Raw genomic sequence first — 24,284 nt, forward strand, 5'->3', positions numbered from 1 at the left:
TTATGTCCACCTCCAGCCTGCAGGATATTCGTTTTTCAGCAGGCCGTCCTGCCATTTCCCCCAGCCTGCGGCATATCCGTCAATACAAATCAGCACATAACCCTTGGGAGACGCATCCTGCTTCAGCACCAGCCGGCCGGCCGGAACCTCCAGTGTCTCACCTTTCAAATAACGTACCGCTTCGCCGCCGTCCGCAGCAAGATCCAGCATCCTTACGCTTTCACTGGCGTTGAGCGCGGCAGCCAGCGGGTGTCCCGGAATGAAACGGCTGTTTTTCACTTGTCCCATGTACCAGCCGGGCCGGACCGTCTTCAGCCCGTTCAGCGCTTCGGCCGGCAGCGGCGACAAATACAGATGGTCTCCAAAGCGCACAGGATATCCTTCCGGAATCCGGGTAAGCTGTTCTCCGGCGAAGCTTAAAAATGCTTCGTACGGTTCCTGCTCCGCCCGTCCGGCCGTTTTCCGCCCGCCTGCCCCGGCGGGGGCCCGGTCTCTGCCGCCCTGCCCGGACCTTCCGCTTGCGGTTTTGCCCTTGGCCGGCGACGGACGGCCGCCAGCTCCGGGTCTGGAGCCTCCGCCGTCCTTCACACCGCGCAGCCGGTCCTCGCCGCGAAGCCGGTTCGCTTCGCCGCGGCGGCCCGCTCCGCTGTGCGGGTCCGGTCCGGAATGAAGCGCCTGGCCGCCGCCCTTCGCGGGCGCCGGGTCTACGCTTTCCTGAGGCACACGCTCGCTGCCTTCCTGAAGCCTGCGGTCACCGCCTTCGCCTATGTGTCGCAGCACGGCGACGAAGTGCCCTTCGCCCTTCACCTTATGCGGCCACAGCCGCGCCGTTCCCCGCAGCGACTCGCGTCTCGCCTCATCCGCCGCGGTTTCGTCGGCCGATCCGGCGGATGTCCCCGGCTCGCGTCCCGGCCAGTCAGTCAACCCGGGGCCATAACTTGCTCCCTCCGGCACAGGCTGCACTTCAAACTCGGGATGCTCCCGCAAAAACGCCAGGATCATGCCCTCATTTTCCTCTGGCGCAAAGGTGCAGGTGGAGTACACCAGCGTGCCCCCGGGAGCCAGCGCCTTTGCCGCACTGCGCAAAATCTCCCGCTGCATGTCCGCGTATTTGACCGGCGTCCCTTCATCCCACTGCCGGTACATGTCTTCGTCTTTGCGGAACATGCCTTCGCCCGAGCAGGGCGCGTCCACCAGCACCCGGTCGAAAAAACCGGGAAACGCCGAGGAGATCCGCTCCGGCGTCTCGTTCAGCACCACGGCGTTCCGCACGCCGTACAGCTCCAGATTTTTGGCCAGCGCCTTGGTCCGGTCCGGATGCAGGTCGTTGGAGACCAGCAGGCCCTGCCCCTGCAGCTTCGCTGCGATCTGCGTCGACTTGCCGCCCGGAGCGGCGCACAAATCCAGCACCCGGTCGCCGGGAACCGCGCCCAGCAGCTCGCCTGGCGCCATGGCGCTCGGCTCCTGAATATAATACAGCCCCGCATGATAATAAGGATGTTTGCCAGGCCGGGCACCGGGCACCGTATAAAATCCCGACGGGCACCACGGGACCGGCGCCAGCTCAAACGGGGAACGCTCCAGCCACTCGTCCACCGTCAGCTTCAGCGTATTCACCCGGATGCCTCCGGCGGGCTCCGCTTCATAAGTCTTGATAAACTGCTGATATTCCTCGCCCAGCAGCGCCTCCATCCGCACAGCGAACGGACCGGGCAGTTGTACGGCCATCTTGAGTTCCTCCTGATGAATGCATAGTTAGACGAAAAGGGAGCCCAGTTACCGGGTTCCCCTCTCATTAAAAATTATGTCCGCTTTGCCTTTGCTTTGTCCGGTCTCTGCGGTCCCCGGCGCTGCGGAATATTGGGCGCAAGGCCCGGGGCGGTCCGCCGGACTTCGGCAGCCAGCTCCGGATCCATGATTTCAATCGTCAAATCTTCGTACGCAAACGGCTCTGTTTCGTACCGCTGCAGCCGGCGGGCATAATTCGTGCACTCCGCCGCAAGTTTGTCAATTCGGATTCCCAACGTTCCCGGCGGATAAGCGGCCAGACGTTCGCCCGAGCCGCCAAGCATGATGGCAGCGCCCCGGATGTTGCCGTTGCGGAAATGATACAGACCGACAGCCGCCTGGAGCAGCGCTTTGTACAGCGGATCGCGGTCTTGTTCCAGCCACAGCTCTTCCAGCACTTCATGACACTCGAAATAATCGCGATCCCGGTTGAAGTAAATCAGGTATGCGACATACAGCGGTTCATAGGCCATCCGATAAAAAATCCTTTTTCGCCTTGGATAGCATTCCCCGGACCGACTGCAGCAGCGCCTTCATCGCTTCCTGATCCTGCGACTGCCAGATCTCGTTGAACTTCGCCTGGCAGTCGATCGCTTCATTAACCAGATGGTAAAAATACAGCTGATGGATCGCATTCAGCACCTGCGTGGTTGTATTCGATTCTTCCTCAAACTTCTTCTGGGCTTCGAGAATCTCTTCCCGGATGCTCGACATCTCGCTGTCCAGAATCGAAGCGGCCTCGGCGGCCGTCTTCAGCCGCAGCCGGATTTCATCAGGCAGGCTCTCCCGGTATTTGTAGTTCAGCGAATGCTCGATCGTCGCCCAGAAATTCATCGCCAGCGTGCGGATCTGGATTTCAGCGAGTACGATTTTTTGACCCAGCGCCGTCTGTACGGGATATTCAATGATCATATGAAAGCTGCGGTAGCCGCTCTCTTTGTAATTGGTGATGTAATCCTTCTCGTAAAGCACCTTCAAGTCCTTACGCGCCCGGATATACTCGGCCACCCGGCGGATATCCTCCACGAACTGGCACATGATGCGCAGCCCCGCAATATCCTCGATGCCCTGCTCCAGTTTATCCATCGGCACGTTAAGCCGTTTTGCTTTTTCGAGAATGCTTGACAGGCGTTTGACCCGGCCGGTGACAAATTCAATCGGCGTATATTCTTCCCGCTTCTTCAGCTCGGAACGCATCGTCTTGAATTTCACTTTCAGCTCCTCAACCGTCTGTTCATAAGGCAGCAAAAATGTCGCCCAGTCTCTGCCGTCCATACGCTTCGTCCTCCTGTTCCTATGCGCGCTTCTACCTCCGGTGATCCGCTCCCACCGCTTCGGAAATGTGGCGGAATCCGTCCGCCTTGAGGAGACGCCGCAGCCCCGCATGCAGCTTGCGGTTCACCTCGGGCCCTTCGTAGATCAGCGCCGTGTAGATCTCAACCAGACTCGCGCCCGCCCGGATTTTGGCATACGCGTCCCGGCTGTCGAAGATGCCGCCCGAGCCGATAATCGGCAGCTTCCCGCCGGTCTGGCGGTAAATCTGCCGGATAATTTCAGTCGAACGGTCCCGGAGCGGCTTGCCGCTAAGACCCCCGGTCTCCCCTGCGTTGCGGTGGGTCAGGCCGTCCCGGCTCACCGTCGTGTTGGTGGCAATGATGCCGTCCACGCCCGCGTTAGCCAGCGTTTCGACCATCGCCTCGAGCTCCGCTTCGCTGACGTCCGGCGCGATTTTGACCAGCAGAGATTTGGAGCCGCGCTCCGCCCCCTGCATAGCCATCTCTTCCTTCACCTGCTCAAGCAGAAAAGCCAATCCGCTGCCGTGCTGAAGGCTGCGCAGATCCGGCGTATTCGGCGAGCTGATATTGACCACAAAAAAATCGGCGTACGGATACAGCGTGCGGATACAGCGCCGGTAGTCCTCATGCGCCTCTTCGTTTGGCGTGATTTTGTTCCGTCCGATATTGACGGCGACTGGTATCGGCCGCTTGGACAGACGCCGCAGGCGGACCGCCATCGCTTCCGCCCCCTCATTGTTAAAGCCCATCCGGTTGATGAGGGCTTCATCGGAAGGCAGGCGGAACAGGCGCGGCAGTTCGTTGCCGGGCTGTCCTTTGGGCGTGACGGTTCCCACCTCCATAAAGCCGAAGCCGATCGACGAAAACCCGGTCACTGCCTGGGCGTTCTTATCGAGTCCGGCGGCAAGACCAACCGGCGTGGGAAAATGCAGACCGAACAGGTCGACGGCCAGATCGGGCGTCTCCGTGACGCCGTACATCGCTTTCAGCGCCGCCGCGCCGCCCGGCAGCCGGGCCGCACTGTGCATCCCGTCAATGACAAGATGATGCGCCCGCTCCGGGTCCATTTTGAAAAATATAGGTTTGGCCATGCGGCGATACAGCACCCGTCTTCGCTCCTTTTGTTGGGGATCCTGGCTGACAGGTGTCGTTCTCCCCGCTTCTATAAATGGTATCCTTATTGATTTTAGCCTTTTCGCGCCGAAAAGGAAAGGGAGGTATTGCTTCCGCCACGGCACCTCGGTATCGCAGCCGCAGCCGCTCCACGGCAGTATAGTATTTTCAATGAAAACGCATTACAATGGAGGTACATGCACCGATCTTGATAGAAGGAAGGTAGAACCCGATGTCAGCCAAACGCAAACCCCCTACTCTCCAGCAAAAGAAAGAAGAAGTGAACCGCAAGGCGATTCTATGGATCGGCGTCAGCATCACGCTGCTTATCCTGCTGATCGTCGTTCTTCTGATCGTGCTCGGCGGCTGATTGCTAGTTCAGCCAGTGATATTGTTTATGGGGGTTGGTCTGATCCTCCGTTTCCTGGACCGCAAAACGCGTCTCCGGGACCAGCGGAGCACCGGACAGGCCCCCTTTGCCTATATAGACCGGCGTGCCTTTTGGCACAAGGTCAAACAGCTCCTCCACATCCTCCCGGCCCATCCGGATACAGCCTAATGATTCGTTTTTGCCGATGCTGTCCGGCTCATTTGTGCCGTGAATTGCGTATTTCCCTCCCGTCAGCTCCATCCCCCGGCTCCCGAACTCGCCGTCATCCCGTCCGTTCGGATTTTTCACCTTGTCGGTTACCCGGAACGTTCCTTCGGGCGTGCGGTCTCCGCCCAGCCCAACCGGATACATCCGCAGCACCACTTCCCCGCTAACCACGGCGAGGCGGTGCGTTTCTTTGTCCACGACAATGCGCAGCGGTTCGGTAAAATAAGGCGGGTAAACCTCCGTCCCCGTCCCTCCGTCCGCGGGGACGCTGCCGGCGGGCGAGGCCCGCAGCTCGTCCGCCGCAGGCTGCCCGGCTGCTCCCGCTCCCGCGGCCAGGCCAGTCAGCGGGCCGAAGGCCAACTCCATGGCCGGCGTCGTACCGGCCAGCCAGTTGCCGGGGAACGGCCCGGCCAGCTGCGCCAGCGTAGCCGGCAGCACGCCCTTCGCTTCGCGGAAGCGCAAAATGGCGCTCCACAGCGAAGCAAGCTCCTCCTGCCGGCGCTGCCAGGCGGCCGCATCCGGCGCGGCCGCTTTCGCGTCCGCCGGCGGCTCGCAGGCGCACGCAGCGGCGTTGTACGACTGGTAAGCGAGGCGCCCCGGTGCCGCTTCGAGTGTGAACTCGAGCGGCAGGCGTTCGCTCCACAGCAGCCATTTGCCGCTGCGTTTCATCCCGAGCGCCGCAACCCGCCCCGCGCCGGGGCGGCGCATCAGCCCGCCCGGAGCCGGCAGGGTGCCGCCCGCTTCGACCGCCGTGTACAGCCCGGCGGGTGCTCCTGCGGCGTCCGCCGGCTGCCCGGCCGCCTGCGGCGCATCCGGCTCCTGCGCGCCGCTCGCGGCGGGCACGGCAGGCTCCGGCGCAAGGCCCGGGGCCAATGCGGGCGGAATCAGCGCCGGCAGCAGCAGGATGCACGCAAGCAACACCCGGCGGCGCCGGCGGCGGCGGGCATCCCGCGAACGGCCGGCTTCAACCAGCCGCTCTTCATATTCCTGCAGCAGCTCCGCCGGCACCTTGCTGTGCTCAAATGCTTCATACACCGAACCGGCGCGGTTGAAGCAGTAATTGGCTTTGCCCTCCTGCCCGTTTTTCACATATTCCTTGCCCAGCAGGTACCAAGCCATCTTGTTGTCCGGATGGCTCTGGACATACTGTTTGAGGTACTGCGAATTTTTCATCGTGACCTCCGTATTTTTCCTTATGTAGTCTTCTTACATTATATCGGCATTTATAGGCAAAAAGAAAAAGCCCCCAGTCCTATCCAGCCGCACAGCCGGATAAATACGGGAGCTTTGTCAAAAGGTTTAAGGGCAACGGACGCTGCCGCGCCTGCTGCTTAGCCTTCTTTATTGAACGGTTCGTCTGCGATTTTGATGGAGTCGGTCGGGCAGCCGTCGCACGCATCTTGAAGATCGTCGAACAGCTCGTCCGGAATGACAGTCACGCCGCGGTTGCCGTCATTTTCGTAAATGACTTCCGCAAGCCCTTCATCATCGTAATCATAAATATCAGGGGCCGTCGCGCCGCATGCGCCGCAGGCGATGCATGTGTCCTTCTCGACCCAGGTATACTTAGCCATAGTTTTCTCTGCCTCCTGTTTAACCTATACAGGCTTCTTGGAATCGGCCTGTTATTTTTCTCATATTAATATAAATAGGCTGTAATATCAATCGCTTTCGCCCGGTGTTTACATATCTGTCGTATATTGCGGGAGCAATACTGACAGCCTGAAAGACGTTCGTGTCAGTCGTTCGCCTCATCCGGCCGGGACAAATTATCCTTCTGCAGCGAGGTGCCGCGAGCCTTGTGATTGCGCAGCAAAGCGGTATGCGGATCGCCGAGCATGCCGGCCGTCAGCACCGCGTTTTCGCCGAATTTGTTGCGGAGCATATCCATCGTTTTGTTCAGCGATTCCTTTTTCGGCTGCCGTTCGTAATCAAAAAGATCCAGCTGGATCGCCGCTTCGTCCTTTGGCGTCAGCTGGTACAGCGTCACCCCAAGCAGCCTTACCGGCCTGCTTTCGTTCCAGTGCTTGACGAACAGGGAGCAAGCGGCTTTATGAACCTCCTCCGCCGTTTCGGTCGGCACGTCCAAAAGCCGTGAGCGCGTGATCGTCTTCATGTCCGGCGTCCGGATCGTCAGCTGCACGCCTGAAGCAACCAGGTTTTTCCGCCGCAGCCGCCGGGCCACCTGATCGCTGAGGCTCAGCAGAACGGGGCCTGCTTCCCGGATGCCCGTCACATCGCTTGGCAGCGTCGTCGTGTGCCCGATCGACTTGCTCTGCTCCCGCCCTTCCGTCACGGGCGCGTCGTCGAGGCCGTGTGCCGCCCGCTTCATCCACGCGCCGTTGATGCCAAAGCGGTCGACCAGCACAGACTCCTCGGCCGCCGCCAGCTGGCCGATGCTGTAGATGCCCATCGATCGCAGCTTCTCGGCCGTCTTCCCGCCGATGCCTAACAGCTCGCCGCAAGGGCGCTCCCACAGCACCCGGGGGACGTCCCGCAGACGGAGCACCGAAATGCCGTTAGGCTTCTTCATGTCGCTTGCCATCTTCGCAAGCAGCTTGTTCGGCGCGATCCCGATGGAGCACGGCAGGCCAAGCTCCTCTCCGATTCGCCGCTGGATTTCGGAAGCAATCTCCAGCGGCGTACCGAACTGACGCGAACCGGTAATGTCCAGGTAACATTCGTCTATCGACACGGCTTCCAGCAGCGGCGTATAGCTGTAGGCAATCTGCATAAATGCCGCGGAATACTGCCGGTACAGCTGAAAATCCGGCTTGATCACGATCAGCGACGGACACAGCCGCAGCGCCTGCCCAACCTGCATTCCCGTCTTGATGCCGAACCGCCGGGCCGCGTAGGAACAGGTGACGATGATCCCTTTTCGCAGCTCCACACTGCCGGCAACGGCGGTCGCCTTCCCTTTATACTGTTTCGGCTGCTCCGCTTCATGCACGGAACAATAAAAGGCGTTCATATCAACATGCAAAATGACTCTGCCTTTAGCGGGATAATGACCCGATACATTCTCCATACGATCTACCTCAAATCCTTGCGGATTTCCGTTTTTCCGCTCCTTCTATTTTACCGCTAACTGTCCCAAAACTAAAGCCGTGAATCGGGCAGCTGCATAAACTGAACGGTTGAAATACAGGATGGTGGGGATGGCACGGAGGCAATTTGGAGATGGAGGAGCGAACGCGTTTGCCTTTATTTTCGGAGTTCTCCCGCTAACTGGTCCTACCATTCAAGAACTCCGAAACTAACAGCAACCGGAAGCCCCAAATCGGCCGCAGTGGCAGCTCGGGTCCACTTGTCCTTTTTAAGTTCGGTCTGTATAGACCCTGCCTTAGGACGGCGCTTAGGCGGAGGGGCTTCAATTGGCCGGGAATTGGCAGAGCAAAATGGGCGCTTTTTCTTTCATTCTTTGTTACATTCCCGCGTAGAAATGCTATAATATAAAAATCTTAAATGGCGGCGATCCGTTGCCCCTATATCCAATTCCCAAAGGAGGACTCTCATGACCACGTCCATCTCCATCTTCGATACTACGTTGCGCGACGGCACCCAGGGCGAAGGCGTCAGTCTGTCGGCCGACGACAAACTGAAAATCGCCAAAAAACTCGACGATTTGGGTGTGCACTATATTGAGGGTGGCATTCCGGGGAGCAACAGCAAGGACATCGAATTTTTTAAGCGGGTCCGGCAGCTGGGGCTAAACGCCAAGATCACCGCATTCGGCAGCACCCGACGCAAAAATTCCTCCGCCGAACACGACGACAACCTCCGCCGCATGCTGGATGCCGGCGTGCAGGCCGCCACTTTGGTCGGCAAGTCGTGGGATTTCCACGTGCATACCGCGCTGCAGACCACCCTGGAGGAGAATCTCGCCATGATCGGCGACTCCATCAGCTTCTTGAAACGCAGCGGACTGGAAGTCATCTTTGATGCGGAGCACTTTTTTGACGGCTTCAAGCATAACCCCGACTATGCGCAGGCAGTCCTGGCCAGAGCGCGTGAAGCTGGAGCAGACTGGCTTGTGCTGTGCGACACGAACGGCGGCACGCTGCCGCATGAAGTCCATTCCATCGTGTCCAGGCTGACCGCCTCGTTCCCGGACGCCGGCTTCGGCATTCATACCCATAACGACTGCGAACTGGCGGTGGCCAACGCGCTCAGTGCGGTCCAGGCCGGCGCACGGCAGATTCAGGGAACGATCAACGGATACGGCGAACGGTGCGGCAACGCCAATCTGTGCTCCATCATTCCGACGCTGCAGCTAAAAATGGACTTTCCATGCATCAGCACCGAAGCGCTGGCCCAACTGACCAACACAGCCCGTTACGTAAGCGAGGTTGCCAACGTCAATATGCCGGTCAACCAGCCTTATGTCGGTTCGGCGGCCTTCGCTCACAAGGGAGGCATCCACGTCTCGGCAATTTTGCGCGACTCCCGTACCTACGAGCATATTGCGCCTGAGCTGGTCGGCAACAAGCAGCGTGTACTGGTCTCTGAACTGGCGGGACAAAGCAATGTGCTGTCCAAAGCGCAGGAGATGGGGCTTGCCTTGGATACAAGCAGCGAGCAGACCCGCGCGATGATCGAGCGCATCAAGGACCTTGAGCACCAAGGCTACCAGTTCGAGGGCGCGGACGCATCGCTGGAGCTGATGATGCGCGAAGCCACCGGGGAGCTGACCGAGCTGTTTACCTTTGAATCGTTCAAGATGCTGGTGGAAAAAACGGCCGGACGCCCGGTTGTGTCCGAAGCGTTCGTCAAGCTGAAGGTAGGCGGTGCGAACCTGTATACGGCGGCCGAAGGCAACGGCCCGGTCAACGCGCTCGATAACGCGCTGCGCAAAGCGCTGCTGAATCATTTTCCTCAGCTGCGCGATATGCATCTCTCCGACTACAAGGTCCGCGTGCTGGATGAAAAGGACCAGACGGCCGCCAAAGTCCGCGTGCTGATCGAATCCAAAAATTTCACCGACACCTGGAGCACCGTCGGCGTTTCCAGCAATGTGATTGAAGCCAGCTGGGAGGCGCTGGTGGACAGTATGCGCTACGCGCTGCTCGGCCAGCTCTCGCCCGCGGAGACCGATATGACGGGTACGGAGGCACGCGGGCTGGTTAATCACTGATCCCGGCTCAAGCTTGACGGTCAAGCAGCATTTGCCGCCGCACAGCGTCCGAAACCGTTTCTACAATTATCATACCGCAGCAGCCGGACTCGCTGTCCGGATTGCTAGACAGTAAAGGGCTGTTCCCGCCATCCTTACGGATGCGGAAACAGCCCTTTTTTGACGCGTATTCGGGTTATCCAGCTCCTCTACCCCTTGGTCCCCGCCGTTAAGTTCATCCCCTCAATGAAATACCGCTGGAAGAAGAAAAACAGCAGAATGACCGGCACCAGCACGATCACCGAACCGGCCATCAGATAGTTCCACTGGGTCTGCATGGAGCCGCGGAACGTCTGCAGTCCGATCTGGAGCGTATACAGCGATTCATGGTTCACGTAGAGCAGCGGACCGAGGAAATCGTTCCAGGCTCCGTTGAACGCAAAAATTGCAATCGCGGCCAGCGCCGGCTTGGACAGCGGAAGAATCACCCGCGCCCAAATCTGAAAATGGCCGGCCCCGTCGATCCGCGACGCTTCGCTGAGCTCCGACGGAATCGTGAGATAAAACTGACGCAGCATGAAGATATAAAAGGCGCTCCCCAGAAACTGCGGGATGATGATCGGATAATACGTCCCGACCAGTCCCAGCTTGGAGAACAGCACGTACTGCGGGATCAGCGTAACAAAGCCGGGAATCATCATGGTGGCGAGCAGAACCGAAAACCACAGTTTTTTGCCGCGGAACCGGATTTTTGCGAACCCATATGCTACAAAGGAGTTGACCAGCACATTCCCTGTCACGGCGAAAAAGGTCAGCAGCAGTGTATTCATCGTATACCGCGTGAACGGCGCCGCCTCCCAGGTCTTCATATAATTGTCGAAGTGGAATGTGTTTGGCACAAACGTCGGCGGGTACTGCGAAATCTCCTGCATCGATTTCAGCGAGGTGGAGATCATCCACCACAGCGGCAGCAGGAACAGAATACTTCCTGCCGTAAGGAGAATGAATACAATCAGCTGACGCAGAGTAAATTTCCGCTTCGAACCGCGCCGCGCCGGCTCTGCTTCGGTATCAATGCGGCTGCCGGTGCGCCGTTTACTTTTGCCGTAAGGCAGCGCCTGACCCATTACGCATCCCCTCCTTCATAATGTACCCACCGTTTGGACAACTTGAGGTTCAGAATCGTCAGCACCAGCACGACCACAAACAGCATCCAGGCCATTGCCATCGCGTACCCCATATCAAACACTGTAAACGCTTTGTGCCACATATGCAGGTTATAGAACAGCAGCGAATGCATCGGACCGCCTTCGCCCGCTTCGGTCATGACGTACCCTTCCTGGAACACCTGGAAGCCGCCGATCAGGCTCGTCACTACGTCGTAAAAAATTACCGGCGAAATCATCGGCAAAGTAATATGCCGGAACCGGCTGAATGCTGACGCGCCGTCCAGCTTGGCGGCTTCGTACAGCTGCGGAGGGACGCCCTGCAGACTGGCGAGATACAGCAGCATGCCGCCCCCGATCCCCCACATTTTCATAAAAATCACGGCAGGTTTCGTCCAGAACGGATCGGTCAGCCAGGCCGGACCTTGAATCCCTACCCAGGACAGCACGGTGTTCACCAGGCCCGTCGACGGGTTCAGCAGCTGCATCCACAGAAAGTAGACGCCTACGCCCGCCAGCACGGACGGCAGATAAAAGATGGTGCGGAACACCCGCATGCCCGCGATTTTTTCGTTCAGCAGGAGCGCCAGCAGCACGGACCCGATGGTCGTCAGCGGCACCATCCAGAGCACGTAATACAGCGTGTTGTAAAGCGATTTCCAGAACAGCGGATCGCCTTCGAACATCCGGCGGAAATTGGACAGCCCGATAAAATCCATCCGGGAGGTAATATCGTAGTTTGTAAAACTGCCATACAGCGAAAATGCCATCGGCAAAAGTGTTATCCCGAAGAAACCGATCAGCCAGGGTGCGATGAACAGGTATCCCTGCCACTCTTCTTTCCGGGCCAGCTTGCCGGGCCGTACGGCGCGCGGTTTGCCGTTTGCCGGCCCCCGCCCGCTGCCGCTTCCGGCTTTAACGGACATTCCCATTTCCCTTCCCCCCCTTTTTTACTCTCTCGGAATAAATAGAGAACGCCCGTCCGCTTCAGCGGCGGCGTTCCCCGGCAGCCGTTATTGCCCGTTTTGCTTCATCATGTTCTTGACGTCTTCTTCCGCTTTCTTCATGGCATCCGCCGGACTCAGCTGTCCAAGCAGCGCCGCGTCGATTTGTGGCGTGATCAGATTTTTATAATCCGGCACAGCCAGCGGAGCGCGGTAATGGGTAGTAACCTCCATATTGTCGACCGCCATTTTGTAGATCGGGTCTTTCATCAGCTCCGGATCGGAAGCCGCTTTCTGGTTGGCTACATTATCGAAGTTCTTCTGCGCCCAATATTTCTGCGCGTCGTAATCGGTCAGGAATTTGATGAACTCCCAGGCCTCATCCGGGTGTTTGGCGCCATACGGAATTTCGACGACAAAACCGCCGCCGCTGCTGTAATGGCCGGATCCCGCGGTCCGTTCTGGCACCGGTGCAACGCCGACATCCATTCCTTGACCGTAATCGCGGATTTGGGTAGCAAATGTTCCCTGGTGCATCCACATCGCTACCTTGCCGGAGATAAACGGATTGCTTTGTTCGTTGCCGAATTCGGCCTGCAGCGCATCAACGTTCTTTTTGCCGAGCCGGTCGTTCCATTTTTTCACCCACTCGATTGTCTCGACTTTGGCCGGGGTGTTGATGTACATCTTGCCCTCATTGTCGAAAAAGCCTTTGCCGCCATCGGCGTTCAGCATCCAGTTGTCGACACCAAAATCGCCCCACTGCGGGTGGAAGCCGACACGGTCATACGTATTGCCGTTCTTTTTGTCCAGCTTGATGGCATATTGCTCCAGTTCATCCCAGGTTGCCGGCGGCTTCTCGGGGTCGAGACCCACTTCGCGGAACGCTTCTTTGTTATAATAGAGGAAACGGGTATCGGTGTTAAAAGGAATGGCGTAAGCCTTGTCTTCGTAGGTCACGTTTTCCCACAGGCTGGGGTAAAAACGGTCTTGAATATTATCCTTGGCCAGGTATTGGCTGAGGTCGGTGTTTTGTTTTTTGGAAGCGCGCTGATCGACGCTCGCAATGTCATTGATAATTACGTCGGCCGGATTTTTTGCCGCGATGGATGCCAAGTTCTTCGTCCAGATATCTCCCCACGGCAGATATGTATGCTTGACGATAATCTTGTCTTGCGATGCGTTAAAATCATTGATGATCTTTTCGATAATCGGACGCCGCGTTTCCGAACCCCAGAAGGTCCAGAAGTCGATTTCGACTTTGCCGCCGCCTTCCGCTGCGCTTGTTGCCTCTCCGCTTGTCTCTCTTGGCGTGCAGCCGGCGAGAAGTAATGACAGCAGCAGGGACAGCGCAAGTCCCCAATGAACCAGCTTACGTGTACTCATGCTCTTGTAGCCTCCCTATGTCGTTTTCTGTCACAGCTGTTTCATCCTATCTATTAAACGGATACCTAATCCTTTGAATCCATCCTGAACTGTATCATTTTTACATTTTTGCGCACAAAAAAAAAAAAAAAAAAAACGGGCCTCGGCTTTTATTGCCAAGGACCGCAGAAAATGCGAACCGAACCAGCTGCGCGTAAACGTGTGATTTAGACCTCCCATCAGTATGGATACCAGACGGGGTTGGGGTCGGCACTGACGTTACTTTCGCACCAGCTTGCCGACTTTATCATCCAGTTCTTCAAGACTGAGGGCGCCAAGGATCACTTCCCGAACCCGGCCGTCACGTCCGATCAGCACATTGGTTGGGAAAACCGCGCCGCCGTAGCTCTCGTAGACCTTGCCATCCGTATCGAACATGACCGGATAGCTGACCTTATATTTCCGGATGAACCGCTCGGCGTTCTGCCGGTTGTCATAACGTGTAACATTTACGCCGTAGATGTCAAGACGCCCGTCGTATTTGGCAGCCAGCTGATTCAGATCCGGCGCTTCTTCTTTGCAGGGTCCGCACCAGGAAGCCCAGAAGTTGACCAGCACCGGATTTTCCCTTGGGCCGTCCACGGAATAAGAGGTGCCGTCAGGGCCCTGCAGGGTAAAAGCAGGCGCTTCCGTATCCGGCTTGGGAAGGTTGGCGCTTTCTTCAATCGACTGTCCGGAAGCGGGCAGCGCACGCGGACCGGGCTTCTCCATCCCTCCAAGCGCAATTGCCGCAAGCCCGAATATGAGAAGAATGACGGCGAGATTTCGTATAGTCACAGCTTTCATAGTCGCTTATCCTTTGCATACAGCGGCATGCCGCATGAAACCGTGGAGGAGAAACCAGCGAACAATCGCCTACGCCCTACTGGACGATTAAGAGTTCAAGATTCGCCAGCTTCCTGCCTCCAGGCAGGACACCCGCTGCTATAGTTTATCAAGCTGCCTTTATTGTACCCCGATTCTGCCGCATTTCAAACCTGCCCGAGGGCAATTAGCTGGGGAGGCGGTCCGAAGCAGCGTTCTGCAAGAGCGTTTGGCAGGGGTACTTAGCAGAGTGTTCGTGACAGTGTATTCCGCAGAGGCGTTTACCATTGGTGTTCGGGCTGCGGCAGTGTTCGGACAGGAGTAGCCTTTTGCGCCAAAAAAAAGAGATTCCCGGCAAACGCCGGAAATCCAAAGAAGAGAGGGGGTGAACAATTTGACAGCATTCCAGGGAAACATCACAGCCTTGCAGCTGAATCCTTCCTTACGGCAGGCACTGGGGGAGCACCTGCTGTCCAGTTATCCGCACGAAGCCTGCGGACTCCTGCTGGGTGCTGCCGCAGCGGGCGGCATGCGCATCAACGGCTATACGCCGATGCGCAACGTAGCGCCTGACCCGCTGCATACGTTCGTGCCGCATCCGGAAGATTGGGTCACGGCCGCATTTAGCGATCCGGCTCCGGTCGGTTTTTTTCATACCCATCCGAATTCGCCGCCCGTCCCGTCACTGCGGGATCTTGAGGGTCTTAGCTCGCTTGGCCCGAACTATCGGGTGTATCTGATCGGCGCACCGGACCCTGGGTCCGGCATCCGGCTTCAGGCTTATGAAATACAGCGCAGCACCGGGCCCCAAGGCATCGCGGACGGCCTGATCCCGATTCCGCATCAGTTTCTGCTCAAATAAGCGTATAAGTCGCCCAGCGTGTCAACCTGGTTGCGCGCAGCGATTTCCTCCTGGTACGCCGCCCACAGCTTGGCTGTCATTTTGGAGTCCTCCAGCGCATGGTGCCTGCCGGATATCGGGATACTGTGAATGGCGAGCAGCTCGTCTAGGGTGTAGCTGCTCCGGTGCGGCTCCAGCCAGCGGGCCAGCATCATTGTATCGAGAACCCGATGGGTTAAATGCACCTTGGAGGTTTTCCACAACGCGGCATTCAGGAACGCTTTGTCATGGGCGCTTGCGTGAGCCACCAGGACGCTTTGGCCAACAAAAGACATGAAGTCGTGCAGACAATCCATCAGACAAGGCGCGTTCCGCGTCATATCCCCCGAGATTCCCGTCAGGTCGGTAATATTCGAGGGAATTGACGCCTGGCAGTTCACCAGCGTGTAGAATGTCTGGTCTTCCAATATCCGGGTACCGATCATTTTTACCGCACCGATCGATATAATTTCATCTCCATGCTGATAAGCAAAGCCGGTCGTCTCCAAATCAAAGACCACGGTTTCCAGTTCGGATAATGGCGTATGCAGCACCTCGGGCCTGCGTTTTTCCCTCATTAAAGAACGGATAAACGCCATTTGCTGGGCCGTCTGCTGGGCGCTTCCCCCTCCCCGCATCGATGCCAGCGCGGAAGGCATGCCTCCCTGCCGCAAGCTGCTCCAGAAACCGCCGCCTTTGTTCGGCTCCTTCATTGGCTATTGCCTCCTTTCCTCCTGCCGGAGCCGGCGCTGCAGCGCGCGATGGATACGCCGGACCACCAGCAGGCTGTCGCGCAGCTCGGACATCCGCTGTTTGTTCTTCAGTTGGCTTTGAGGCATGTAATCGCTGCTGACCAGGAGTCCGTCTTTTGTCTCAAAAGGTGTCCCCGCCCTGAAACGGAGTGCGGTGAGAAATGCCGAACGCACACCTTCCTGTACGCTCCTCCGGTCCGCGCCAAGCTGCTCCAGCCTGCCGAGTGTCGAAGTCTCCCGGATTCCCGACCGCAGCGCTTCCTGCCTCACACTATTGACCAGCGGGATATAGACGCCATACTTGACATCAAAACCGCCCGCATGATCGCCAAACCGCTCCGTAAGCACCTGTCCAAGCAGATTTAAGGTAGCTTTATGGCGCACCGTATTGCGGAGCACCGCCGTGTGAAGTCCAGGATGGCGGAAAAAACCTTCCATATAATACTCCCGCCACTCCTCCGCCAGCCTCTCGCTGCCGGCAACATGCCGCATATCTGAAGCGATTATCAGATAACGCACAGGCTCCCATTCCAGCGCCGCTGCCCAACCGTCCAACTGCTCCTTCCACTCCCGCATCGTCCGCGCCCACATCGGTTGGGAGCACATCACTTTGCCGCTGCATTTTTCATATCCCAGCGTTTCCAGCAGATCCGACAGCTTGCGTCCAAACGCGCCAAACCATACCCGCTTAGCTTCCGACGGTTCTCCTTCTATAAGAAGCCCGTTATCCTGATCGCTCCACAAAATTGCTTCCCGTCTGCCTGCGCTGCCGAACACGACAAACGAAAAGGCGCAGGGAGGCGGGCCATAGCCCGCCTCAATCATTTCCTCCTCGCACAGCTGGACCGCCCGTACTGCGACCGCATCATGCATACGGTTCGTCCGGCTTAGCCACTGCTCGATCGGTACATCATTCAACTGCTGAAGCAGAAGCGTCTGCCACGTTATGCGGCTGTGTTTCAATTCCAGAGGTGATGCCGCGCCGGCGATGGAGTCAAAGCTGACATTTTCTTGATCGTTCCATGGTTCCATCGGAGTCGCATCCTCCTCCTTTCGCCGTGTTCTCAGGATGCCCGAACCGGCGGACCGGATCAGGTGATCCGATCCGCCGGCGAATGGCAGGAAGGTTTTAATGCTTCAGCGTTTTGGATTCCGATTCAGTAATCAGCTTCATTTGCTCCGGATAACCGTATGTGCCGTGTTCGCTGATATCGAGACCCATCAACTCTTCTTCCTCCGTAACCCGGATGCCGATGACAAGCTTCATGACATACAGAATGATGAAGGACAAAACCGCAACGAATGCGAATGTTCCAATTACGCCCAGCACCTGTACGCCAAGCTGGTGGAAACCGCCGCCGTAGAAGAGACCCGGTTCGCCGACGCCCACTTGTTCAACAAGCTCAGGCGTTGCAAACAATCCTGTGGATACCGCACCCCACATACCGGCGATGCCGTGTACGGAGAATGCATAGATCGGATCGTCCAGACCGGCGCGTTCCAGCCACTGTGAAGTCATAAATGTGAACCCGCCTGCCACAAAACCAATCAGAATCGACGCCCAAGGCGAGACGAAAGCGCAGGCGCCAGTGATCGCAACAAGCGCGGCAAGCACGCCGTTCAGCATTGCCGGAATGTCGGATTTGCCGAAATACATCCAGGAGACGATCAGGGCAGCCAGGCCGCCGGCCGCTGCAGCCAGGTTGGTCGTTACCGCTACGTGTCCAAAAAATCCGCCCATAGGGGACAAAGCGCTCATCGGGTTAAATCCGAACCAGCCAAACCAGAGAATAATGACACCGAGTACCGTGAACACTTGGTTATGACCCGGAATGATTACCGGTTTGCCGTCTTTGTTGAATTTGCCGAGACGGGGCTTAAGCAAAATGGTTGCGACTACCGCCGCCGTTGCACCGGTAAGGTGAACAACCGTCGAACCGGCGTAATCCTGCATGCCCATTTCAGTCAGCCAGCCGCCGCCCCATACCCAGTGGGCAACTACAGGGTAAATTACGATCGAGAACAGTATACCAAAGATGATATATACGCTCAGCTTCGCGCGTTCCGCCATGCCGCCGGATACGATGGCCAGGGAAACGGCCGCAAATGCCATTTGGAATAGGAATTTCACGTTCAACGTCACGTCCGAAGCAGCCAGCGAATCAAAGGATGCCGCCGTCGATTCTCCGCCGTAGAAGAAACCGGTTGTTCCGAAGAATCCGTTACCGTTGCCGAAGCCGAGGCCAAAGCCTACTGCCCAGAAGCATAAGCTTGCAATCGCCAGCGTAAGCACGGTCTTGCCGGCTACGTGACCGGCATTTTTCATGCGGACCGATCCCGCTTCCAGCATGGCGAAACCCGCTTGCATAAAGAAGACAAGAATAAAGCCCAGGAACGTAAACAGCGTATCCAGTCCAATTTGCAGTTCCGGAGAACTTGGTCCGTCTGCAGCGAACGCACTGACCGGATAAATCATTAATGTTACTGCCGCCAGAAACATCATCAGCAATTTCTTTTTCATTTGCCCCACTCCCCTGTTATGTTATATTCTCTAACACATCATGAAATTCTTATTGTCATTATAAGCAAAAGGCAGTGAAATTGACAAGATATATTTTCATGAAAGAAAAAATAATTTCTGATGTCATATTCGCTGCCTTGGAAGCATACTTTATGAAAGTGTGACGTTTGACTGTATGGTTTGGTTTAAAGTATGATGGATGTAGTAATAACTACTATAGGAAGAAGTTATCTTCCCTTGGCATCAGTACAGGAGAAAATCGCAATGCGAGGTGAAAGAACATGGGGATAAACCGCTGCTCCGGATCGGAGAATTAGCCAAAGCGGCAGGAATTAGCGAACGAACAGTAGATTACTATACCAAGCTCGGACTGATCGCTCCGGAATCGCGCAGCATGAAGAACTACCGGCTGTACAGCGCTGAAACCTTGACCGTTCTCGAACGTATAAACCAGTTGAAGCATGAAAAGTATACATTGGAAGAGATCAAGTCCATGGTCGGCAAATGGAAATCAGCCAAAGTGGAAGGCGACGTCTCCGATAAGCTGCTGGAGCTGGAAGCGCATATGCAGACGCTGGAGCGCGAAGTCAAGGCACTGGAGCCGATTCTCAAAGAGCTGAAGCCCGGGCAAGCCCGGCGGGTGCTGGCAGGCCTTCTCCCGCAGGGAGCCGCCTGTATGGAGGCCATCCGGCTGCTGCTGTCGCAAGGACCGCCAATGTAGCACTTACTATTAATACGGAGGAATGCAGATATGAATGGCTTTATGTATTTGTTAGTCATTATTGCCTTTATTTTTTCACTGTGGGCCCAGTTCCGCGTGAAGGGCTCCTTCAATAAATGGTCCCAGGTGGCGAACCTGAACGGGCTAACCGGCTACGAAGCCGCCCGGATGATGCTGGACCGCAACGGACTGCATGATGTGCCGATCGAACCCGTACCTGGAGTACTCAGCGACCATTATGATCCGGTCCACCGGGTTGTCCGCCTGTCCGAACCGGTGTACTACGAGCGTTCCATCGCTGCCGTTTCCGTCGCCTGCCACGAGGTTGGTCACGCGATTCAGCACAAAGTACACTACCCGATGCTTACTCTCCGCCACCGGATGTTCCCTGTTGTGAACTTTGCCAGCGGCGTGGCGCCGTTCCTGCTGCTCGCCGGATTTTTGTTTGGCGCCTTGAATCTGGTCGGAATCGGCATTATCTTCTTTTCGGCTGCTGTGCTTTTCCAGCTGGTTACGCTGCCGGTCGAATTTAACGCCAGCAACCGCGCCCGCCAGGTAATGGTGGAGGAAGGATTTATCCGTAACGAAGAAGAACGTGGTGTAGCGAAGGTATTGAACGCGGCCGCCCTGACTTACGTAGCCGCCGCATTGGTTTCCGTACTGGAGCTGCTGCGTCTGCTTACAATTTTCCTTGGCAACCGCGACTGATTTAATTGCGTTGCTCAATTGAACCGCAGCGCTTAACCCAAAGAACACCCCGGTCATCCGACCGGGGTGTTCTTTGTGGGCTTCAGCCCGAAGTAATGCAGCAAATACCCGCGGAAGGACCTTGCCACAAGCGGCAGCTTGCCATCGGCCCGGTGGATCAGCCCCACGGTCCGCGTTATATGAGGCTCCTCAATCTTAACCTGTGCAGGCTGCAGTGACGCCGTAGGGAACAGCGCCATCTCCGGAAGAAGGCTGACTCCCATTCCGGCGGCAACCAGGCCGCGAATCGTGTCCGTCTCCCCGCCTTCAAACGCGATTTTTGGCTTGAACCCGGCCTGAAGGCAGGCCCGCCAGACAATCGGCCGCAGCGAATAGCCCGGGCTGAACAAGACGAAGTCTTCCTCCCTCAGCTGCTCCAGCCGGATGGCGGCTTCACCGGCCAGCGGATGGTTCGGCGGCAGGATCGCAAACAATTCCTCCGTCATGACGATATCGCCCTGTACCCGCTCATCTCCCTCCGGAAACGGCGAGATGAACGCCAGGTCGACTTCACCGGAGACCACGTCTTGGACCAGCGAGCCGTATGTCCCCTGTTTAAATCTGAATTTTACATTCGGATAGGCTTTTTTGAAGCTGGCCACAATGGCCGGAATCAGATGTGTGCCCAAGCTGTGCGGAAAACCGATGCGGATCTCGCCTTTTTCGGGATCAAGAAATTCATGCACCTCGGCAATGCAGTGATCCAGCTCCTTCAGCACATGCTCGACACGTTTGCAGAACAGCTGGCCAACCGGTGTAAGCTGCAGGTTCCGTCCCTTTTGCATAAACAGATCGACACCTAACTCCTGCTCAAGCTGGTGAATCTGACGGCTGACCGCCGACTGGGCCACATGCAGTTCTTCCGCTGCACGGGTTACGTGCTCTTTTTGCGCCACCTTCAAAAAATACTGCAGCTGTCTTAACTCCACCTTGTTTCTCTCCCGTCTATCCTATTAAACGCCCGTTTCGCGGCGCTTTTCTTCTGCGCGGCAGCAGCCGGATAATCAGCCCGTACAGCAGGAAGCCGGCGGCCAATCCGCCCAAATGGGCTACCCAGTTCACGTGCGGCGTGGCAAAGGAAGTAATAACCCCCATCACCAGCAGGCTGTACAGCGTCTTACGCGAGCCTACATCCATGATGTTGCGTTGAAGGAGGGCAATGTACAGAAAAGCTCCATACACCGCGTAAATCGCCCCGGAGGCGCCCACCGATACGGTGGCGAAATTCTCCATGTTCCGCTCCAGATCGGCCATTGTCAAAATATTGCCGGCGACACCGCCAAGCAAATAGAGCAGCGCGTATCTCCCCCAGCCCATCAGCCGCTCCAGCGGCGGCGCAAAAACAAGCAGCGCAAAGCTGTTGAAGAACAAGTGCTGGAAACCGTTGTGTAAAAAAATGGAGGTAAAATACCGCCACAAATCCTCCTTGTAGAGCGGATGGTCGGTCAATGCCCCGTAATCCACCAGCGTCTGCAGATCTGTGGAGCCGCCGTTCAGCGATACAATCACAAACATCACCACATTGGCCAGCAGCAGCAGGCTGGTTACGGGATAGTACTTCAGATAGCTTCTCCAATTCTCATAACGGATAAAAATCAATTCGGCCTCACCTTTCTCCACGCCTGAACCGTGATTCATCCCTCACTCTGTACACGGTTGGACACAGTCTTGTAATTACGATTATAATTTAATCTGGCAGGCCGTACCACCTGGCCAACTACCCTTAAGGAGGAATATCGGATATGGCACAAGAAAGAACAGGCATCGCCACCTTCAAAGGCAACCCGATCACACTGCTCGGTCCCGAATTGAAGCCCGGAGATGCAGCACCCGATTTCACGCTGTCAAAAAATTTGCTCGAGGACGTATCGCTGAAGGATTACGCCGGCAAAATCAAGCTGATCAGCGTCGTTCCTTCGCTGGATACCGGCGTGTGTGATGCGCAGACCCGCCGGTTCAACACGGAAGCGGCGGAGCTTGGCGACGAGGTTGTTGTCCTGACCGTCAGCATGGACCTCCCGTTTGCACAAGCACGCTGGTGCGGAGCGGCGGGCATCGACCGCGTGATTACGCTTTCCGACCACAAAACCGCTTCTTTCGGGGAAGCATACGGCGTTCTGATCAAGGAGTTCCGCCTCGATATGCGGTCCATCTTCGTGATCGACAAGTCGGACAAGCTGACCTACGTTGAGTATCTCGGCGAGATGGCCGAGCATCCCGACTATGACGGAGCGATTCAAGCCGTCAAAGCACTTTTATAGAACCGATGTAGAAAAAGCGGAAGAAGCTCCCTTCTCCCGCTTTTTTTGTATGGTAGCGGATACGATCAGTCCGCTTTATATTTGCCGAGTTTTTTGTCGAGGGCATCATAAAGTCTCATGATTACCCGATAGTTGGCACCCAGATCACCCAGCGAGCCGCGAGACGCCGAATACATGTCCACTGCGCAGCGTACAGGCGTGGTGTTGAGAACGGATACGGTAATATCCAGCGTCCGTCCGAAAGCCGTACGTTTCTCCAGCGTGATCTCTCCCACGGACTGCACCTCATGCAGCACTTTAAACCCAGGGATCTTCTTCAATGTGGACGATACTTCTTCCCATGCCTTTTCCTTCGTTAGGTTATAATAGCGCGTTTTCAATTTCGGATCTTTGGCCCGGTCGCTGGTTCCGTCATGACTGCGGAACAGGCCGACTAAGGTTCTCTTTAACGACAACATTCTTCCCCCTCTTCAAGTCCGTAATTCACTCTTTTAAGTTTATCACTCTTGCGCCCGGAACAAAAGCAAAAGCCGCCGATTCTCCTGGTTCCGCCATAAAAAAGCATGGATGTTAGCCAAACAAGGTCATTTCCGGCCAATGCTAGGCCTCCGTACACGTCAACGTCCGCATACAACAAATACGGCTTTCCGGTCACAAACAAGCGAAAACGCCCTGCAGCCGGTAACCGGCCCTCAGGGCGCCAAGCCAAAACGTTTTGGGAAAACCCGCCTATGCCGTCCGATTGCAGTGTCTTCTGAACCTGCTAGAGCAGGTGGGTGACCGCAGGATACGGGTTTGAAGTCCCCATGTCATATAGACAGGGCCTTTCAGCTGCGTTCCATTTAGATCTCCCTAGACAACATCATTGGTTCAAAACAACGAGCAACCGTTAACGTACATCGCAGGATTTGTATCTATTATATTGCGTTTTAATGAAAAAGTAAACCTGTATGCGCTTTATTTTACTCTTAATTCATAAAGACGTCATCAAATGGTAAAATTCAGCCTGCACCTTCAGGCCTATAGGGCCTGTTCTGCCGGGCTTTATTTCCGTTCCTCACCGCGCGGTTCGACGGACTCAAGCTCCGGGACATCGTCTTCTCCGCGCTCTTGGGCGGCCGCCTCGGCTTCTTCTTCCTCCTGGCGTTTCTTCGCTTCCGCCTGCAGCTGCAGCTTGTTGTAAGTCGCATAAAAGTTAAAGAAAGCCACCATGGCGATCAACGCCGGAATGCAGACGAAGTACAGTGCCGGATACCGGAGTCCGATGTACATAAGCACCGCAGCCAGAATCAATGTCGTAAAGACGCGGATCGGGCGGGCCACCGTCAGCAGCATCGCGTTCGTGATTACCTGCTTGAACGTCATTTGATAATGAACGACAATCGAAAAAAAGTTAAACATGGAGATAAACATCAAAATCATCAGCACCAGCATGACAATGCCCAAAATACGAAGATTGCCCATTCCCATGTAAACCGTTACATCAACATACATAATAACGATCAGCAGTGTGTAGATCAGACCGCCGAGCATGCTTTTGAGGTAATTCTCCTTGTATCCTTGAAAAAACGTCTTGAACGTACTGACGTCCGTGTTGCCCATAACCCACTTGCGCACCACGGTAAATAATGCGGATGTCGCGGGGAACACGGTGAACGGCGCCAGGATGCCCAAAGCCCAGTTCAAAGTGACCTGTTCGTTTGGTCCGCCCTGCTGCGTCGCGATCATGATCACCTTCATCACCGCTATAAATAAAAACGGAATTGAACAGAGCGCCCATAAAATATTGCCGAACGCGATCCGTGAAATCCATTCCGTAATGCGGTATAAACCGCCCATTGCACCTTTGAATTCCAAAATTCCTTCCTCCTGTCTGCATCTCGATACTGCCTATCCTAACTATACCTTATTTATGCCGCACATTTCCATAGCCCAACTTTATGACAATTGGGTATGAATCTAATCCGCTGGCAGTCATACGTCATATGCTAGGTTTGTAATTCCAAAGCCATTCCCCGAGCAAAGGAGGTATGTTCTATGTCCGCTCCTGCAGGTTACGGCGCTTGGACTTCCACCGCCACTATTCTGGTGCTGTTCATTCTGCTTGTCATTGTCAGCCGTACTTTCTTCATCTAATGCTTGTTCCGATATGC

25 protein-coding genes and 1 other RNA gene are annotated in these 24,284 nt (G+C 56.2%); 7 read left to right on the plus strand and 19 right to left on the minus strand.

The genetic code is table 11. The features are described 5' to 3' along the window. The 4 genes from ACE6ED_RS25815 to ACE6ED_RS25830 all read right to left on the minus strand — a co-directional run bounded on the left by ACE6ED_RS25815 (window position 1) and on the right by ACE6ED_RS25830 (window position 4,189). Window positions 1–1,728, minus strand: a complete 1,728-nt coding sequence (locus ACE6ED_RS25815; protein WP_410830322.1) for an RsmB/NOP family class I SAM-dependent RNA methyltransferase — start codon at window positions 1,726–1,728, stop codon at window positions 1–3. Between the two features lie 74 nt (window positions 1,729–1,802). Then, window positions 1,803–2,261: a DUF309 domain-containing protein gene (locus ACE6ED_RS25820; RefSeq protein ID WP_410830323.1), complete on the minus strand. Its 459-nt coding sequence runs from the start codon at window positions 2,259–2,261 to the stop codon at window positions 1,803–1,805. Further along, entirely contained in the window at window positions 2,251–3,063 is an 813-nt protein-coding gene (locus ACE6ED_RS25825) for a GTP pyrophosphokinase (RefSeq protein WP_410830324.1), read from the minus strand. The genes ACE6ED_RS25820 and ACE6ED_RS25825 overlap by 11 nt, the downstream gene beginning before the upstream one ends. Window positions 3,064–3,094: 31 nt before the next feature. Next, window positions 3,095–4,189, minus strand: a complete 1,095-nt coding sequence (locus ACE6ED_RS25830) for a quinone-dependent dihydroorotate dehydrogenase (RefSeq protein ID WP_410830325.1) — start codon at window positions 4,187–4,189, stop codon at window positions 3,095–3,097. Between the two features lie 239 nt (window positions 4,190–4,428). Between ACE6ED_RS25830 and ACE6ED_RS25835 the strand changes: the two genes are divergently transcribed. Beyond that, complete coding sequence (locus ACE6ED_RS25835; RefSeq protein WP_410830326.1) at window positions 4,429–4,566, plus strand: hypothetical protein; 138 nt, start codon at window positions 4,429–4,431, stop codon at window positions 4,564–4,566. A gap of 3 nt (window positions 4,567–4,569) precedes the next feature. On the opposite strand, the gene ACE6ED_RS25840 is transcribed toward ACE6ED_RS25835, so the two are convergent. The 3 genes from ACE6ED_RS25840 to ACE6ED_RS25850 form a co-directional block, all read right to left on the minus strand. Then, entirely contained in the window at window positions 4,570–5,967 is a 1,398-nt protein-coding gene (locus ACE6ED_RS25840) for a L,D-transpeptidase (protein WP_410830327.1), read from the minus strand. A 158-nt stretch (window positions 5,968–6,125) separates the two neighbouring features. Beyond that, the gene (locus ACE6ED_RS25845; RefSeq protein WP_410830328.1) at window positions 6,126–6,368 is read right to left on the minus strand and encodes a ferredoxin; all 243 of its coding nucleotides are present in this window, start codon (window positions 6,366–6,368) and stop codon (window positions 6,126–6,128) included. Between the two features lie 164 nt (window positions 6,369–6,532). Then, complete coding sequence (locus ACE6ED_RS25850; protein WP_410830329.1) at window positions 6,533–7,825, minus strand: DNA polymerase IV; 1,293 nt, start codon at window positions 7,823–7,825, stop codon at window positions 6,533–6,535. Between the two features lie 486 nt (window positions 7,826–8,311). Between ACE6ED_RS25850 and cimA the strand changes: the two genes are divergently transcribed. Further along, window positions 8,312–9,931 carry a citramalate synthase gene (gene cimA / locus ACE6ED_RS25855; RefSeq protein WP_410830330.1) on the plus strand — a complete coding sequence of 540 codons (1,620 nt, stop codon included), beginning with the start codon at window positions 8,312–8,314 and terminating at the stop codon, window positions 9,929–9,931. A 188-nt stretch (window positions 9,932–10,119) separates the two neighbouring features. On the opposite strand, the gene ACE6ED_RS25860 is transcribed toward cimA, so the two are convergent. The 4 genes from ACE6ED_RS25860 to ACE6ED_RS25875 all read right to left on the minus strand — a co-directional run bounded on the left by ACE6ED_RS25860 (window position 10,120) and on the right by ACE6ED_RS25875 (window position 14,231). After that, on the minus strand, window positions 10,120–11,037 hold the full coding sequence (locus ACE6ED_RS25860) for a carbohydrate ABC transporter permease (RefSeq protein ID WP_410830331.1): 918 nt from the start codon (window positions 11,035–11,037) through the stop codon (window positions 10,120–10,122). Next, a complete protein-coding gene (locus ACE6ED_RS25865) occupies window positions 11,037–12,008 on the minus strand; it encodes a carbohydrate ABC transporter permease (RefSeq protein WP_410830332.1) in 972 nt (323 codons plus the stop codon). The genes ACE6ED_RS25860 and ACE6ED_RS25865 overlap by 1 nt, the downstream gene beginning before the upstream one ends. Window positions 12,009–12,089: 81 nt before the next feature. Then, window positions 12,090–13,406 carry an ABC transporter substrate-binding protein gene (locus ACE6ED_RS25870; RefSeq protein WP_410830333.1) on the minus strand — a complete coding sequence of 439 codons (1,317 nt, stop codon included), beginning with the start codon at window positions 13,404–13,406 and terminating at the stop codon, window positions 12,090–12,092. Window positions 13,407–13,664: 258 nt separating this feature from the next. Then, entirely contained in the window at window positions 13,665–14,231 is a 567-nt protein-coding gene (locus ACE6ED_RS25875; RefSeq protein WP_410830334.1) for a TlpA family protein disulfide reductase, read from the minus strand. A gap of 412 nt (window positions 14,232–14,643) precedes the next feature. Here ACE6ED_RS25875 and ACE6ED_RS25880 point away from each other — a divergent pair, with 412 nt between their 5' ends. Then, window positions 14,644–15,111 (plus strand): M67 family metallopeptidase, encoded by a 468-nt coding sequence (locus ACE6ED_RS25880; RefSeq protein ID WP_410830335.1) that lies wholly within the window; start codon window positions 14,644–14,646, stop codon window positions 15,109–15,111. Here ACE6ED_RS25880 and ACE6ED_RS25885 read toward each other — a convergent pair. The 3 genes from ACE6ED_RS25885 to ACE6ED_RS25895 form a co-directional block, all read right to left on the minus strand. Next, a complete protein-coding gene (locus tag ACE6ED_RS25885) occupies window positions 15,093–15,842 on the minus strand; it encodes an exonuclease domain-containing protein (RefSeq protein WP_410830336.1) in 750 nt (249 codons plus the stop codon). The two genes, ACE6ED_RS25880 and ACE6ED_RS25885, sit on opposite strands and share 19 nt — an antisense overlap. Window positions 15,843–15,845: 3 nt before the next feature. Next, window positions 15,846–16,913, minus strand: coding sequence for a DUF294 nucleotidyltransferase-like domain-containing protein (locus tag ACE6ED_RS25890; protein ID WP_410830337.1), 1,068 nt, complete (start codon window positions 16,911–16,913; stop codon window positions 15,846–15,848). A gap of 97 nt (window positions 16,914–17,010) precedes the next feature. Continuing rightward, the gene (locus ACE6ED_RS25895) at window positions 17,011–18,402 is read right to left on the minus strand and encodes an ammonium transporter (RefSeq protein ID WP_410830338.1); all 1,392 of its coding nucleotides are present in this window, start codon (window positions 18,400–18,402) and stop codon (window positions 17,011–17,013) included. Window positions 18,403–18,673: 271 nt separating this feature from the next. Here ACE6ED_RS25895 and ACE6ED_RS25900 point away from each other — a divergent pair, with 271 nt between their 5' ends. Further along, the gene (locus ACE6ED_RS25900; protein WP_410830339.1) at window positions 18,674–19,123 is read left to right on the plus strand and encodes a MerR family transcriptional regulator; all 450 of its coding nucleotides are present in this window, start codon (window positions 18,674–18,676) and stop codon (window positions 19,121–19,123) included. 30 nt (window positions 19,124–19,153) lie between these two features. Beyond that, a complete protein-coding gene (locus ACE6ED_RS25905; RefSeq protein ID WP_410830340.1) occupies window positions 19,154–19,831 on the plus strand; it encodes a zinc metallopeptidase in 678 nt (225 codons plus the stop codon). A gap of 53 nt (window positions 19,832–19,884) precedes the next feature. Here ACE6ED_RS25905 and ACE6ED_RS25910 read toward each other — a convergent pair whose 3' ends face one another. Both ACE6ED_RS25910 and ACE6ED_RS25915 read right to left on the minus strand, forming a co-directional pair. Further along, window positions 19,885–20,799 carry a LysR family transcriptional regulator gene (locus ACE6ED_RS25910; protein WP_410830341.1) on the minus strand — a complete coding sequence of 305 codons (915 nt, stop codon included), beginning with the start codon at window positions 20,797–20,799 and terminating at the stop codon, window positions 19,885–19,887. Window positions 20,800–20,815: 16 nt separating this feature from the next. Next, complete coding sequence (locus ACE6ED_RS25915) at window positions 20,816–21,469, minus strand: rhomboid family intramembrane serine protease (RefSeq protein ID WP_410830347.1); 654 nt, start codon at window positions 21,467–21,469, stop codon at window positions 20,816–20,818. A 143-nt stretch (window positions 21,470–21,612) separates the two neighbouring features. On the opposite strand from ACE6ED_RS25915, the gene tpx reads away from it, so the two are divergent. Next, the gene (gene tpx, locus ACE6ED_RS25920; protein WP_410830342.1) at window positions 21,613–22,131 is read left to right on the plus strand and encodes a thiol peroxidase; all 519 of its coding nucleotides are present in this window, start codon (window positions 21,613–21,615) and stop codon (window positions 22,129–22,131) included. Window positions 22,132–22,196: 65 nt separating this feature from the next. On the opposite strand, the gene ACE6ED_RS25925 is transcribed toward tpx, so the two are convergent. From ACE6ED_RS25925 to ACE6ED_RS25935, 3 genes are all read right to left on the minus strand, one after another. Continuing rightward, window positions 22,197–22,586, minus strand: a complete 390-nt coding sequence (locus tag ACE6ED_RS25925) for a DUF1499 domain-containing protein (RefSeq protein WP_410830348.1) — start codon at window positions 22,584–22,586, stop codon at window positions 22,197–22,199. A 263-nt stretch (window positions 22,587–22,849) separates the two neighbouring features. Continuing rightward, a non-coding RNA gene (gene ssrS, locus ACE6ED_RS25930) (6S RNA) lies at window positions 22,850–23,042 on the minus strand. 133 nt (window positions 23,043–23,175) lie between these two features. Continuing rightward, complete coding sequence (locus ACE6ED_RS25935; RefSeq protein WP_410830343.1) at window positions 23,176–23,988, minus strand: YesL family protein; 813 nt, start codon at window positions 23,986–23,988, stop codon at window positions 23,176–23,178. 180 nt (window positions 23,989–24,168) lie between these two features. Between ACE6ED_RS25935 and ACE6ED_RS25940 the strand changes: the two genes are divergently transcribed. Then, window positions 24,169–24,267, plus strand: coding sequence for a YjcZ family sporulation protein (locus ACE6ED_RS25940; RefSeq protein WP_410830344.1), 99 nt, complete (start codon window positions 24,169–24,171; stop codon window positions 24,265–24,267). The last annotated feature ends 17 nt before the right edge of the window (window positions 24,268–24,284 follow it).

Origin of the sequence: Paenibacillus nanchangensis, from assembly GCF_046543445.1 — a bacterium.
Lineage (GTDB): Bacteria > Bacillota > Bacilli > Paenibacillales > Paenibacillaceae > Paenibacillus_AQ > Paenibacillus_AQ nanchangensis.